The organism is Bacillus sp. FDAARGOS_527, assembly GCF_003812125.1.
Taxonomy (GTDB): Bacteria; Bacillota; Bacilli; order Bacillales; family Bacillaceae_G; genus Bacillus_A; species Bacillus_A paranthracis.
The window spans coordinates 2,023,605-2,035,799 of sequence record NZ_CP033795.1 but is presented as its reverse complement, the minus strand read 5'-3'; the positions used below and the strand labels follow the sequence as shown (position 1 = coordinate 2,035,799).

Here is a 12,195-nt window from a genome sequence, read left to right as displayed (position 1 = left end):
ATAACAATAAGGGTATTTAAACGAATCATATGTATTTTTTAATAAAACCTAGTTGACTTATCGGAAATATTTGTATAATATGTACTTAATTCTATTACGTATTGCTGATTGGAGAAACCAAAGGCATTTTATCTATTGATAAAATGCCTTTGGTTTTTTTATTACATAAATACTGAATCTATTCATTTAGATGAATCATTTCAAGGAGGGGAAGAAGTGACTGTTTCAATTAATGAGGTATCAAAATATTTTTCTAAGCAAACTGGTACTGTTCAAGTATTAGAGAATATTAATTTTCAATTAGAAAAAGGGGATTTTGTTACAGTAATTGGTCCGAGTGGTTGTGGAAAAAGTACATTATTAAAAATTATTGCAGGTTTAGACAACGATTTTGAAGGTGAAATCATTATTGATGGGGAGCGTATAACAAAACCGAGTAAGAAGCAAGGATTTATATTTCAAGAGCATCGTCTGTTTCCGTGGTTAACAGTTGAAGAAAACATTGCAGCTGATTTGTCATTAAAAGATAAGTATGTGAAGGATAAGGTAAAGGAATGGGTTAAAATTGTTCGGTTAGACGGTTTTGAAAAATCATATCCGAAAGAAATATCAGGCGGGATGTCACAACGTGTTGCGATTGCAAGAGCGTTGCTAAGAGATCCTAATGTATTATTACTTGATGAACCATTTGGAGCATTGGATGCATTTACCCGAAGTCATTTGCAAGAAGTACTGCTCAACATTTGGGAACAAAAAAAGACGACAATGATATTCGTTACACATGATATAGACGAAGCAATATATCTTTCAAACAGAATTGTCATCATGAGTGCAAAGCCTGGAAAAATACATAAAGTAATTGAAAATAATTTACCTTATCCGCGTAGTAAAACTTCGGAGTCATTCCAAGAAATTCGAAAGAAAGTATTACAGCAGTTTGAGTATGGAGGATTGATTCAAACAAGTTTATAGGGAGAGGGTGAATATTTATGTATAAAAAATTTAAAGTTCTTTCTTTTGCATTAGCTATTTCTTTATTTTTATTCGGATGTGAGAAAAGTACAGCAAGTAGTAAGAAGGAAGATGTAACAGTACAAATTGGTATTCAGCAAGGATTAAGTCCACTATTACTCGCGCAGAAAAAGGGATGGTTTGAAGAGGAGTTTAAAAAAGAAGGAGTTAAGGTGAAATGGACAGAGTTCCAAAGCGGACCTCCTTATTTTGAGGCAATCGCATCAAATCGATTAGACTTTGGTGAAGTTGGCAATTCTCCAGTTATTTCCGCGCAAGCAGCAGGTATTGAATTTACCGAAATTGCTAATACAAGTTATGCGAGAAAAGGAACAGGGATTCTTGTACAAAAAGATAGCAAGATTACGAGTGTAAAAGATTTAAAAGGTAAAAAAATCGCAGTAGCAAAAGGAAGTAGCGCATTTAATTTATTGTATCGAGCGCTTGATAAAGAAGGTATCAATGCGAAAGATGTAAATGTTATTCAACTGCAACCAGATGAAGCGCAGCCAGCATTTGAATCAGGATCAGTAGATGCATGGGCAATTTGGGATCTTTTCATATCGTTACATACGGTAAATAAAGGAGCGAAGGTGATTACAGATGGTGAACAATTAAATGTATCTTCTCCAGAGTTTTTAATTGCGAGAACAAAATTTGCGAAAGAGCATCCAGAATTAGTGGAGAAATTCCTTAAAGTATATGAAAAAGCACGTGTATGGCAAGATGAAAACTTGGATGAAGCAATAAAAATATACACTTCTGCAAAGAAAATAGATGCAGATATTGTAAAAGAAGTGTTTAATCACGACAAACCCATCTTAGTTCCAGTAACGAAAGAAATAGTTGCAGAACAGCAACAGACAGCAGATTTTCAATATAAGCTTGGTTCTATAAAGAAAGAAATTAAGACAGATAAAGTTGTAGATAATTCTTTCGTAGAAAAAGCGTTAAAGGCGAAGTGAAAAGAGGTTGTATAAATTGGAGAATACGAAAGCGGTTATTAAAAGGGCGAGTATAACGATTGAGAAAAACAATGTAAAGAAAGTACAGAAGACGAATATCAAATTTTTGATAAGGGCAATTACTATACCGATTATTATATTAATAATTTGGCAATTGGCCGGCGTATTCGGTCTAGTTTCTAAAACAGTTTTACCAACGCCGCTAGATATATTTTTAGCTTTTCAAGAACTTATAAAAACAGGAGAGTTATTCGGTCATGTAAGTATTAGTGTATTCAGGGCTGCGGCTGGTTTCTTTATTGGCGGGAGTTTAGGAATTATTTTAGGAACAATTGTTGGATTTTCAACGAGAAGTGAGCAATATTTAGATCCGTCAGTACAAATGTTAAGAACTGTGCCTCACTTAGCTGTTGCACCGCTTTTCGTATTATGGTTCGGTTTTGGGGAAACATCAAAAGTGTTATTAATTGCAGATGGTGCATTTTTTCCTTTATACGTAAACGCGTTTCTAGGAATACGAGGTGTAGATTCAAAGTTATTTGATGTTGCGAGAGTGTTAGAGTTTAGTAAAAGAAAATTAATTACAAAACTAATTTTACCGGCAGCATTGCCGAACCTATTACTTGGGGCAAGATTATCATTAGGAGTAGCATGGGTGAGTTTAGTAGTAGCAGAACTTATGGGATCTACAGAAGGCATTGGCTATATGATTATGGATGCAAGGCAATTTTCAAATACAGATATTGTATTTGTCGGTATTATTATCTTTGCATTCGTTGGGAAGTTTTCGGATTCACTCGTACGTTTACTAGAAGTGAAGTTTTTAAGATGGCGAGATAATTTTAAAGGCGAGATAGGAAATTAACATATAAATTATTAGGGGTAATTTATATAGAGTAGTTTAGTGTACGTTTCAAAATAAATAAGGGGTGTGTAAAGGTATGGAATTATTATGGTTTATTCCGGCGTATGGAGATGGACGATATTTAGGAACGACAAAACGAGGAAGAGCAGCTGAGTATGGTTATTATAAACAAGTTGCACAGGCAGCTGATTATTTAGGATATACAGGTGTGTTACTTCCAACTGGCCAAGGTTGTGAAGATCCATGGGTATTAGCATCGGCACTTGCAGCTGAGACAGAAAAGCTAAAATTTTTAGTAGCAGTTAGACCGGGACTAATGTCACCGACAGTTGCAGCAAGGATGGCATCTACATTTGATAGAATTTCAGACGGGAGGTTACTTATTAATGTAGTCGCTGGAGGAGATCCAGTTGAATTACAAGGAGATGGATTGTATCTTGAGCATGATGAAAGATATGAAGCAGCTGATGAGTTTTTAAAAGTTTGGAAATCGACATTGCAAGGTGAAACATTTTCTTTAGAAGGAAAACATATTAAAGTTACGGAAAGTAAAGTTGTGTTCCCGCCAGTGCAAACGCCATACCCTCCTATATATTTTGGAGGATCATCCGCTGCTGGAAAGGAAGTTGCAGCAGAACATAGTGATGTATATTTAACGTGGGGCGAGCCACCAGAGCAAGTGAAGGAGAAAATAGAGGAAGTAAGAAAGCTGGCAGCAGAGAAGGGACGTTCAGTGCGATTTGGCATCAGGTTACACGTAATTGTAAGAGAAACAGAAGAAGAAGCGTGGGAAGAGGCAGAACGTTTAATTCAATATGTAGATAATGAGACAATTGAGCTTGCTCAAAAGACATTTGCAAGATATGATTCAGTGGGGCAAAAACGAATGACACATTTAAATAAAGGAACAAGAGAGTCGCTAGAGATAAGTCCTAACTTATGGGCTGGCATCGGGCTTGTAAGAGGTGGTGCGGGTACTGCGCTTGTTGGAGATCCACATACAGTAGCAGATAGAATAAAAGAATATGAAGCGTTAGGAATTGATACGTTTGTATTATCGGGATATCCTCATTTAGAAGAGGCATATGAAGTGGCAGAACTGTTATTTCCTTTATTGAAAGAAGATAAGAAACAAGAAAATAAAATTGTTGGTGAAATGATAGCTGATGCATATGCATTAAAAAAATAGTGAGAAAAAACCCGCAAGTAAATCACTTGCGGGTTTTCATCGTAAACTATCAGAAAATATGGTAAAATTAAATAGTAACTTAAGGTACGGTTGGTTGTTCAATTATCACTTCTCCAATTAAGGAGGGGGGTGATAATAAGTGAGTGAAATAGCGTTGTTACTGCAAGGTGGACTATTTCTCGTTGCATTGTTAACATTCGTCGTCGTTTTAATAGACAAGCTCAAAAAATAACAACCCACCTATGCCAATAGAATGTGGGTTGTTTTGTTTGTAAGAAACAAATAGGATAAATGAACAATCCAATCTGCTAAGTTACGTGGACTAGTGTGTAGCCGCACACTAGTCTTTTTTATTTATATACAATTTATAATTGGTTTATGTGATTGTATTGTTCTTTTCATACTTATTATAACACAGTGTCTTTTCATCAAGAAAGGAGACCGTATGTTCTGTTTTGTGATTAAATAGAAGGTGATTTTTCTTTAAAGAGTCCGTCCATATACTGTTTTAAAGTTTGAACGTAAAATTCTTGCTTATTTACATCATTAACGCCGACAATTGGTGAAGGAAGTTCATATCTTTTTTCTGATAAATGAACGACAACATCAAAAATATCAAATAGACGAATGAAACAGAACAGTCCATCTTTATCACTCAATAAAATAAAGTAGTGGTTTTCGCTATTTGTATTTAATGTATTCCATAAAGAACTTTTGCTTAAATCACGAACAATGCTCTTTTCTTTTAATTCCATGAAGTCGGCATTCGATAGGATGCTAGAAATATCCATCGCATCTGGATCTTCAAAATAGCCATCGACTGCTTGTACAGCGAAAGTATAAGCCATTTTTAATACACTCATTTTATACTTACGGTTATCTAAAAGTAATTCACGTTGAATAGAGCTAGCTACTTTCGTTACACGTTCTTCTTTCCAGATTTCGTTATGTAGTGAAATATCGTGCTTTTTACATAGTTTCATAATTAAAGCATTGGAATAAAGTATTTCGTCACTTACTTCAACAACATCTGTCTCAGCGGCCGCAAGTTCCTCACCATGCTCATTTGTATAGAGAGGGGAGTCAATCTGTTTTTTCATTTGCTCAATCTTAAATTGACTTAATTTATGCCGAATTAAGGGGCGATCAATATTTGTTGTCATTTGTTCATGACAAGTATCACAAATGGAGTTTGTGAAATAATATCCACATAATATTTCTGGGATGACATATTGTTCACTAAGTTCTTTCGTATCTTTTCTGCAAATGATGCATTGTGTCATTTTTATCACCTTTACCTGCAAATTTGTATGTAATCTCATTGTAGTGTATTTATTGGTATTTTGGAATATTGTAAAGGAAAATATTATGTGAAATTGTTACTTATTTTGGTACAATGAAGAGAAGTGCTAGTTTAAAGGAGGACGTTTTTTTGAAATCGAAAGTGCACTTTTGGACATTAGAAGTGCTAATGGTTGTAGCGATCATATTTATTTGCACAAAAATATCGTTTCTATTTCAACCGATTGGTATCTTCATATCAACGCTGTTTTTCCCAATCTTAATCGCGTTATTTTTATACTTCATATTTAATCCGGTGTTAGTCTTTTTGGAGGATAAAAAAGTACCTAGAAATTTAGCGATTTTACTGTTATATCTTTTTATCATAACATTAACTGCGGTTGGCGTTGGGGTAGTTGTTCCAACGATCTCACAACAGCTAATGGATTTAGTGAAAAATATGCCAGGCTATATAAAAGAGGGAAAACTATACATACAAGATTTATCCCATCATAGATTGTTTGAATGGTTATCTACACAAAATTATGTTTCCATTGAAACAATTGAAAAAAATGCAATTGAATACTTAAAGGATATACCAAACACCATTACGTCGAGTGCAACGGCTTTATTTGGTATTATAACGAATGTCGCATTAGTTATCTTTACAGTACCGTTCATTTTATTTTATATGTTTAAAGATGGACATGCGTTTCCAGGGAAAGCAGTTAGTCTATTACCTGAATCTTACCGTGAAGAAGGACTTCGTATCATTAAGGAAACGAACGAAACATTATCTGCATATATTCAAGGTCAAGCTCTCGTTTGTATATTTGTAGGTGCTTTTACTTTTATCGGTTATTTAATTATCGATTTACCGTACGCTTTTGTTTTAGGAATTATAGCAGCATTTACAAATATCATTCCTAACTTAGGTCCGTTTATCGGTGCAGCACCAGCTGTTATCGTAGGTCTGTTCGTATCTCCGATGCAAGCGTTGTACGTAATTATTATCGTAACAATTGTACAACAGTTTGAAAGTAACATCATTTCACCGCGTATTATGAGTTCAAAATTAAATATCCATCCGTTAACAATTATTATTTTAATTTTAGGAGTAGGTAACTTTGCGGGAATTATCGGAATGATCTTGGCGGTGCCAGTGTATGCAGTAACGAAAACAGTTGTATCGAACTTAGTGAGATTGTTTAAGACGAAGAGAAGTAATCGAAAATAGTATATGTTTAGAAAGATACACCGCTTTTTAAGTGGTGTATCTTTTGTTTATTAACCGAAGTTAAAAAGTGTACAAATGCAATTTTATTGTATATTTATTACATATCAAATATAACGTTAAAGTTGTATGATATAGCTCCAATAAAACTATGTGGAATCCCTCTGAACTATCCAAATCATTTCCTTACAACGTGCTATCAACATCATAATCGACTCCTTTCAAGTTTTATATTTTTAAAGGATTATAGGTGATTGTAGTATTTGCTTCTACGATCTCGAATTTCGTCCATAATCTTTTTGTATTGTTGCTCTTGTTTTAATTCATCTTCAGAAAAGATTTCTTTCTGGATTGTAATTGTTAAGAAGAAAAGATGAAACTTCATGATACATTCCTCCTTTCGAAAGGAATTATAGATGGCTACAGTAGTGACTTTGACGTTCTTTTACATCTTCCATAGCTTTATTAATTTGATGGTCATGCAATATCTCACTGTCCGAGAACTTAGTTTTTTGAATGGTAATCGTTAAAAAGAATACTTTAAATTTCATTAGATAAAACCCCTTTATAATTGATTTAGAAAAGACGGCTGTAATAAGAAGCTTGACGCTCTTTTACTTCGTCCATAATAGTTTGAATGTGTTGCTCACGTAAAATCTCTTTCTGTGAAAGTTTACGTTTTTGAATAGTGATAGTTAAAAAGAATGCTTTAAATTTCATTAGATAAAACCCCTTTATAAGTTTATTAGAAAAGACGGCTGTAATAAGAAGCTTGACGCTCTTTTACTTCGTCCATAATGGATTGAATGTGTTGCTCACGTAAAATTTCGTTGTGAGAAAGTTTACGTTTTTGAATGGTGATTGTTAAAAGAATGCTTTAAATTTCATGAAGGTAGTTCTCCTTAAAAATATATTTTTAATACATATGCATATAATATGAACTTTTAATGTCAGTCATTTTATCAGTCAGTTGTTTTATTTGTTGTTTACGAATGATTTCACCTTCAGATAAAGTATTTTTCTGAAGTACAGTCGTAAAAAAGAAAATATGAAAAGTCATAAATGAATTCCTCCTTTCGAAAAGGAATTACATGTGATCACAATAAAGTGCTTGGCGCTCCTTAACATCATTCATAGCTTTTTCAATTTGCTCATTATGAAACATTTCATGTTTGGAAATTGTATTTCTTTGAATCGTAATACTTAAAAACAATACGCTAATAGTCATCGAATGTTGCTCCTTTCTTTAAAAAATAATGTAAGAGACTAAAAAATCGCACAAAAAAGCCACAGGAAGATATAGTTCTCCTATGGCAGGGCGTGAAAAAGCCACAGGAAAGTATACGACCTCCTGTGGCGAATTTATGAATTAATCGAAATAATGTACGATTTTCAATTCTCCATTAGGGTGGTCGAATTCATATTTAATTGTCCAGAAAACATAGGTGCAGTTAACGCTAAAGTTAAAGCATGTAATTGTAATTTCATCATTTCCTTCGACCTCCTTTTAGAATATTTTTCTTACGTTAGTAAGTATATACAATTAATGGATAATTGTAAACATAAAAAATGAAAATTTTTAATTTTGATTAAAATGCGTATATTTTAAAGGGTTTTGAGAAGATGTATTGTAATTAACGAAATATCGATAAAAATGGGGGATGCTAAATGAAATATATGCATCGTAATGTAGTTGTTATGCTAACAATTTTTTTATGTATTACTGCTTGTTCTAGAGGAGAAAGAATAAAAGAAATATCCGATGTTGAACCTGGTGATTTTAAGAAATATGCGGGGACATACGTTGGGAATAACTCAGATGTAGTTGCAATTGTTAATCATTTATCCGGTGGTGATACATTTCAAAGTATTAGTTTAGAGAATGAAAGTATAAAGGTGTACTATGGTGCAAAAGGAAATGGAACTTTGACAGAAGACATGGTTGAGACGTATTGGTTTAATGGTAAGGATACGATGGAGAAGAATTTTCTCTTTAACGTTATTTATTTAGCGATTTTAGTACCAAATGCGAAAAGCTACGAGTTTCAAGTAGAAAATAAAAATTTCACGATAAAAAGAGAAGAAATACTATCAATCCTGTATGAAAAGTTTGATAATTTCCCAAAAGAAAATGATATATGGGATAAAAAGAAAGTAGTAAAGTTTCTTAACGAAAATAACGAAGAAATTACAATGCTTATGAATGATAAAGAGTTTAGGAATGCTTTATTTGTAAAGTATCCAGTACAGCAGTTGAAATGATGGGAGGAAAATAGGTGGAGTTAGTATATAAAATTACTTATCATCGAATGCAAGATCATTATTTACCTAAGTTAATACAGGCAATTAGCTTCGTTAGTGAAGAAGATTTATGGAAACAAGGGGATTGCTGTTATATGGGAAGAACTTTCTAATGAAGATTATTACTCTCTTGAAAAAGAAGGTTTAGCAATTGATAGAATTACATTACAAAAATTATTTATTCACATAACTGGTGGTGAAGTGGAATGACGATATTAATAAAACAGTTAAAGTTACATATTAATTTTCATTATAAAGCCATTTTAATATTTTGGATTGTAGCCTTATTAATAAAAGGGGCTTTAAATGCTGCGCATTTAAATGGAGTGAACATTGGTTATTTACCCAAAATTATAAATAATCCGTCAATAGCAATTATGTTGTTTATAGTAGGGAGTGTTTTCATCATTCAAGATGAGCTATTTCGTTTAGCTGTTTCATTTGGTGTAACGAGAATTCAATATTTCATCGGAGCAATTTGTTATATCATCTTGCAATCCGCAATGTTTTCGTTTCTTCAAATAATGCTTTTACAAGATATAAAATATAATTTAGTAAATGTTAGTTTTGGGGAGCAATCGGTGCAACAATTTATTTTGCAATTTTTATTTTATGTTACAACAGCATGTTTCTTTCAAGTGGTAGTAGTTTTTAAACAACGATTTCAGTGGATCGGTCTTATGATTGGTGGGACCCTTTTCTTATCAACAAATAGTGTACTTTATGGAGAAGCAGGGGTAACCAGTTTATTATTTACGAGTGATGGATCTTTAGTAAATATACCGTATTTTACTGTTATTTCAATGGGATTAACTGTCCTTTATATCATAACTAGTAGTATATTTATTCGTAAAGTATCATTCGAAAAAACGATTTGAAATATTATTAGATTACTATAGAGAGAAGGGTAGCAAATGGGAGACACATCTTCACTCATTACAGTCTTTTTAGGCATTGCACTATTAATATTCTGGCGTCGTTATCGCTCCATGCATAAGCCAATAAAGGGATCAGGAAAACGTATTTTATGGCCGTTATTATTTTTAACACCAGGTGTTGTATGGTTTTTTGGTCCAGTACATCCAGCTATATTACAAGTAGTTATAGCGGTATTCATTGGGGTACTTTTCTCTATGCCGCTTATAGTATTAACAAATTATGAACGAAGAGATGATGGGAATATTTATACGAAAAAAAGTGCTGTCTTTTTAATTACTTTTATTGCACTTGTGGTTTTAAGGTATGGATCAAGACAATTTATTGTGGATTTAGATCAACAAACGGTTGGTTTATTATTTTACGTAGTTGCGGTATCGTATATCATTCCGTGGAGAATTGCTTGTTATATAAAGTTTAGGAAAGTTTGGCGGGAAAATAGTAATCATACTATATGAAAACTTCTCATTTGAGAAGTTTTTTATTTTTATAGGTAAGTAAAATAATTTGTTGAAGTGCAAGATTGTTATAGAATATGATACATATTAAAATAAGGGAAAGTAGAGGGGATAAAAATGCATACAATTTTAGTTTTTCTTAATAATATGTCCATCGATAAAATAGAGAACATTAGACAAAAACATGATCCTTTATTTGAATTAATTCCACCGCATATAACAATTGTATTTCCATTTAAGAGTAATATTTCAAATGGCGAATTAAAATCTCATATTTTGAATTTATCAAGAGGGATAGGGAAAATTGAAATTGAATTTGCAAATCGTATTACTAGTGTAGGAAACTATTTGTTTTTAGAAGTTGAGAGGGGGAAAGAACAAATAGCCAAACTACATGATATGCTGTATACAGAACCTTTGAGACAATTTTTGAAAGAAGATATTCCGTACATACCGCATGTAACAGTCGGGAGAAAAGAAAGTGCGGAGTTAGCTGCTGAAGTAGCCAAGGATATTCATAGTTTCCCTCAAAAGTTACAATGTGTAATTGATAGAATTAGTGTAGAGCGAATTGGAGAGAACGGGGAATCAATTATTGAATTTGAAGTACCGTTGCAAAAAAGCTGACAAAAGTCAGCTTTTTTTATTCGTAGCATAAAGTAAAGCACCAATCGCACCGCTATTACCACCATCTCGTAAAAAGATGGGTGTTTTATTTTGGTATTTTGTGTAACTACTAATAATATTTTGAAGATGTATGTTATTACATAGAGTCGAACCAATATAAATAATATGGTCAATGTTTTTTGTTTCGGCGAATTGAAGGCTTAATGCAGTAACGACTTCACCGACAAGTCCTTGTACAGTAGCAAGTATATCTGAGCTATTATAATTTGATTCTATAGTAGCGGCTTTACCAAAATTGCTAGCAGTTAAGATATTATCAATAGGTGAGAGAATCCCACCATAAATATCTCCAACCGTAATATCTAATTCTTTTCTAGAACCTACTTTTGTTAAAGGAATCACATCTTCAAAATGGTCTATATTTGTTAATAATTTTGAAAGCCCCATAATAGTACCACCGCCAACACCAGTTCCGCCAGCTCGAATATATTGGTCATTATAAACGTAATGAATGGAAGTACCTGTACCGATATTTGTTAAAACAAAGTTGTTTATATTATATTTTTCTTTTTTTAATATGTAACGGACACCTACAAGAGTAGCTTCAAATTCATTTAGTTCCACTATTTTATATGAGGCTGAAAGTAGTTGTTGTAATTGTTTCGCTTTACCACCAGTAATACATATTTGTTTTATACCAGTTTGGTTCTTAAGCCAATCTATTATTTTATTTTGTTCATTTGAATAAACTTTTTCAAAAGCTAATTGCATTTTTTCGTTCAAATAAGCAATTTTTGTTAATGTTCCTCCAGCATCGATACCGATCGTACTTTCCATTTTTCTGCCCCTAACTAAGTAATTTGTTTACTCTGTTCATGTTGATGAGACGAATTTGTAGGAGATAGATACCCTAGTGAATGAAAACGTCTCTATTCTGCTTGGTATATTAATAGCTTTTCTATCGTTACAATCGGCTGATTATTAACAGTTGCAGTACCTTTACCAAGAACAAAACCTCGGCGATTGCGAGTTAACTCATAATGTAAATTAAGTTTATCACCGGGGTATGCTTTTTCATGGAATTCAACCCCATCTAAAGAGGAAAGGAAGCCTAGTCGGTCAGAGTCACTTATATGTACAAATGCGCTAAGCTGAGCAAGTGCTTCTACAATTAACATATGAGGCATATGTTTTTGACTATCATTTATAAACCATTCGTTATTTGTAATGAGTTTATATCCTGTAACGGATTCACCTTGTTTTACATTTGTTACTTTATCAATCATTAAAAATGGATAACGATGGGGAAGCGTGTCTTTAATATGCAT

General features: G+C 33.0%; 18 protein-coding genes and 2 pseudogenes. 11 read left to right on the top strand and 9 right to left on the bottom strand.

Features of this window, described 5'->3' with window-relative positions:
- The first annotated feature begins 216 nt into the window (after positions 1-216).
- The 5 genes from EGX95_RS13085 to EGX95_RS30765 all read left to right on the top strand — a co-directional run bounded on the left by EGX95_RS13085 (position 217) and on the right by EGX95_RS30765 (position 4,262).
- Complete coding sequence (locus tag EGX95_RS13085; protein WP_000218625.1) at positions 217-972, top strand: ABC transporter ATP-binding protein; 756 nt, start codon at positions 217-219, stop codon at positions 970-972.
- 17 nt (positions 973-989) lie between these two features.
- Positions 990-1,976 carry an aliphatic sulfonate ABC transporter substrate-binding protein gene (locus tag EGX95_RS13080; RefSeq protein ID WP_000276919.1) on the top strand — a complete coding sequence of 329 codons (987 nt, stop codon included), beginning with the start codon at positions 990-992 and terminating at the stop codon, positions 1,974-1,976.
- Positions 1,977-1,992: 16 nt separating this feature from the next.
- Complete coding sequence (locus EGX95_RS13075; protein WP_000432113.1) at positions 1,993-2,841, top strand: ABC transporter permease; 849 nt, start codon at positions 1,993-1,995, stop codon at positions 2,839-2,841.
- Between the two features lie 76 nt (positions 2,842-2,917).
- Complete coding sequence (ssuD, locus tag EGX95_RS13070) at positions 2,918-4,030, top strand: FMNH2-dependent alkanesulfonate monooxygenase (protein WP_000422270.1); 1,113 nt, start codon at positions 2,918-2,920, stop codon at positions 4,028-4,030.
- A 139-nt stretch (positions 4,031-4,169) separates the two neighbouring features.
- Positions 4,170-4,262: a putative holin-like toxin gene (locus tag EGX95_RS30765; RefSeq protein ID WP_001289320.1), complete on the top strand. Its 93-nt coding sequence runs from the start codon at positions 4,170-4,172 to the stop codon at positions 4,260-4,262.
- A gap of 229 nt (positions 4,263-4,491) precedes the next feature.
- On the opposite strand, the gene EGX95_RS13065 is transcribed toward EGX95_RS30765, so the two are convergent.
- Positions 4,492-5,313 carry an HNH endonuclease gene (locus tag EGX95_RS13065; RefSeq protein WP_000189703.1) on the bottom strand — a complete coding sequence of 274 codons (822 nt, stop codon included), beginning with the start codon at positions 5,311-5,313 and terminating at the stop codon, positions 4,492-4,494.
- Positions 5,314-5,462: 149 nt separating this feature from the next.
- Here EGX95_RS13065 and EGX95_RS13060 point away from each other — a divergent pair, with 149 nt between their 5' ends.
- Positions 5,463-6,548: an AI-2E family transporter gene (locus EGX95_RS13060; RefSeq protein WP_000837884.1), complete on the top strand. Its 1,086-nt coding sequence runs from the start codon at positions 5,463-5,465 to the stop codon at positions 6,546-6,548.
- A 241-nt stretch (positions 6,549-6,789) separates the two neighbouring features.
- Here EGX95_RS13060 and EGX95_RS13055 read toward each other — a convergent pair whose 3' ends face one another.
- The 6 genes and pseudogenes from EGX95_RS13055 to EGX95_RS13030 form a co-directional block, all read right to left on the bottom strand.
- On the bottom strand, positions 6,790-6,930 hold the full coding sequence (locus tag EGX95_RS13055) for a YrzI family small protein (RefSeq protein WP_000668487.1): 141 nt from the start codon (positions 6,928-6,930) through the stop codon (positions 6,790-6,792).
- A gap of 25 nt (positions 6,931-6,955) precedes the next feature.
- Entirely contained in the window at positions 6,956-7,096 is a 141-nt protein-coding gene (locus EGX95_RS13050; protein ID WP_000669812.1) for a YrzI family small protein, read from the bottom strand.
- A 25-nt stretch (positions 7,097-7,121) separates the two neighbouring features.
- Positions 7,122-7,265 (bottom strand): YrzI family small protein, encoded by a 144-nt coding sequence (locus EGX95_RS13045; protein ID WP_000668966.1) that lies wholly within the window; start codon positions 7,263-7,265, stop codon positions 7,122-7,124.
- Positions 7,266-7,290: 25 nt separating this feature from the next.
- A pseudogene (locus EGX95_RS13040) lies at positions 7,291-7,433 on the bottom strand (YrzI family small protein).
- 28 nt (positions 7,434-7,461) lie between these two features.
- Complete coding sequence (locus tag EGX95_RS13035; RefSeq protein ID WP_000142724.1) at positions 7,462-7,605, bottom strand: YrzI family small protein; 144 nt, start codon at positions 7,603-7,605, stop codon at positions 7,462-7,464.
- A 27-nt stretch (positions 7,606-7,632) separates the two neighbouring features.
- Positions 7,633-7,773: a YrzI family small protein gene (locus EGX95_RS13030; protein WP_000156199.1), complete on the bottom strand. Its 141-nt coding sequence runs from the start codon at positions 7,771-7,773 to the stop codon at positions 7,633-7,635.
- Positions 7,774-8,213: 440 nt separating this feature from the next.
- On the opposite strand from EGX95_RS13030, the gene EGX95_RS13025 reads away from it, so the two are divergent.
- The 5 genes and pseudogenes from EGX95_RS13025 to EGX95_RS13005 all read left to right on the top strand — a co-directional run bounded on the left by EGX95_RS13025 (position 8,214) and on the right by EGX95_RS13005 (position 10,867).
- Positions 8,214-8,807, top strand: coding sequence for a DUF4825 domain-containing protein (locus EGX95_RS13025; RefSeq protein WP_000876553.1), 594 nt, complete (start codon positions 8,214-8,216; stop codon positions 8,805-8,807).
- A gap of 99 nt (positions 8,808-8,906) precedes the next feature.
- Positions 8,907-9,056: pseudogene (locus EGX95_RS13020) on the top strand (ABC transporter ATP-binding protein); the annotation flags it as partial.
- Complete coding sequence (locus EGX95_RS13015; protein ID WP_000153848.1) at positions 9,053-9,724, top strand: DUF4052 family protein; 672 nt, start codon at positions 9,053-9,055, stop codon at positions 9,722-9,724. The pseudogene EGX95_RS13020 and the gene EGX95_RS13015, both read left to right, overlap by 4 nt.
- 36 nt (positions 9,725-9,760) lie before the next feature.
- The gene (locus EGX95_RS13010) at positions 9,761-10,240 is read left to right on the top strand and encodes a CcdC family protein (RefSeq protein WP_000502986.1); all 480 of its coding nucleotides are present in this window, start codon (positions 9,761-9,763) and stop codon (positions 10,238-10,240) included.
- Positions 10,241-10,357: 117 nt separating this feature from the next.
- Positions 10,358-10,867 carry a 2'-5' RNA ligase family protein gene (locus EGX95_RS13005; RefSeq protein ID WP_000556930.1) on the top strand — a complete coding sequence of 170 codons (510 nt, stop codon included), beginning with the start codon at positions 10,358-10,360 and terminating at the stop codon, positions 10,865-10,867.
- A gap of 6 nt (positions 10,868-10,873) precedes the next feature.
- On the opposite strand, the gene coaW is transcribed toward EGX95_RS13005, so the two are convergent.
- Together coaW and EGX95_RS12995 are read right to left on the bottom strand one after the other, a co-directional pair.
- Positions 10,874-11,704, bottom strand: a complete 831-nt coding sequence (coaW, locus tag EGX95_RS13000) for a type II pantothenate kinase (RefSeq protein ID WP_000446258.1) — start codon at positions 11,702-11,704, stop codon at positions 10,874-10,876.
- Between the two features lie 92 nt (positions 11,705-11,796).
- A complete protein-coding gene (locus tag EGX95_RS12995) occupies positions 11,797-12,195 on the bottom strand; it encodes a 3-hydroxyacyl-ACP dehydratase FabZ family protein (RefSeq protein WP_000547653.1) in 399 nt (132 codons plus the stop codon).

What these genes read in the sequence shown, in the direction of transcription:
- coaW (WP_000446258.1), bottom strand. Translation starts at nt 11,704, where the DNA reads ATGGAAAGTACGATCGGTATCGATGCTGGAGGAACATTAACAAAAATT.
- EGX95_RS13030 (WP_000156199.1), bottom strand. Translation starts at nt 7,773, where the DNA reads ATGACTATTAGCGTATTGTTTTTAAGTATTACGATTCAAAGAAATACA.
- EGX95_RS13005 (WP_000556930.1), top strand. Translation starts at nt 10,358, where the DNA reads ATGCATACAATTTTAGTTTTTCTTAATAATATGTCCATCGATAAAATA.
- EGX95_RS13055 (WP_000668487.1), bottom strand. Translation starts at nt 6,930, where the DNA reads ATGAAGTTTCATCTTTTCTTCTTAACAATTACAATCCAGAAAGAAATC.
- EGX95_RS13035 (WP_000142724.1), bottom strand. Translation starts at nt 7,605, where the DNA reads ATGACTTTTCATATTTTCTTTTTTACGACTGTACTTCAGAAAAATACT.
- EGX95_RS13065 (WP_000189703.1), bottom strand. Translation starts at nt 5,313, where the DNA reads ATGACACAATGCATCATTTGCAGAAAAGATACGAAAGAACTTAGTGAA.
- EGX95_RS13015 (WP_000153848.1), top strand. Translation starts at nt 9,053, where the DNA reads ATGACGATATTAATAAAACAGTTAAAGTTACATATTAATTTTCATTAT.
- EGX95_RS13025 (WP_000876553.1), top strand. Translation starts at nt 8,214, where the DNA reads ATGAAATATATGCATCGTAATGTAGTTGTTATGCTAACAATTTTTTTA.
- EGX95_RS13010 (WP_000502986.1), top strand. Translation starts at nt 9,761, where the DNA reads ATGGGAGACACATCTTCACTCATTACAGTCTTTTTAGGCATTGCACTA.
- ssuD (WP_000422270.1), top strand. Translation starts at nt 2,918, where the DNA reads ATGGAATTATTATGGTTTATTCCGGCGTATGGAGATGGACGATATTTA.
- EGX95_RS13050 (WP_000669812.1), bottom strand. Translation starts at nt 7,096, where the DNA reads ATGAAATTTAAAGTATTCTTTTTAACGATTACCATTCAAAAAACTAAG.
- EGX95_RS13080 (WP_000276919.1), top strand. Translation starts at nt 990, where the DNA reads ATGTATAAAAAATTTAAAGTTCTTTCTTTTGCATTAGCTATTTCTTTA.
- EGX95_RS13045 (WP_000668966.1), bottom strand. Translation starts at nt 7,265, where the DNA reads ATGAAATTTAAAGCATTCTTTTTAACTATCACTATTCAAAAACGTAAA.
- EGX95_RS12995 (WP_000547653.1), bottom strand. Translation starts at nt 12,195, where the DNA reads ATGCATATTAAAGACACGCTTCCCCATCGTTATCCATTTTTAATGATT.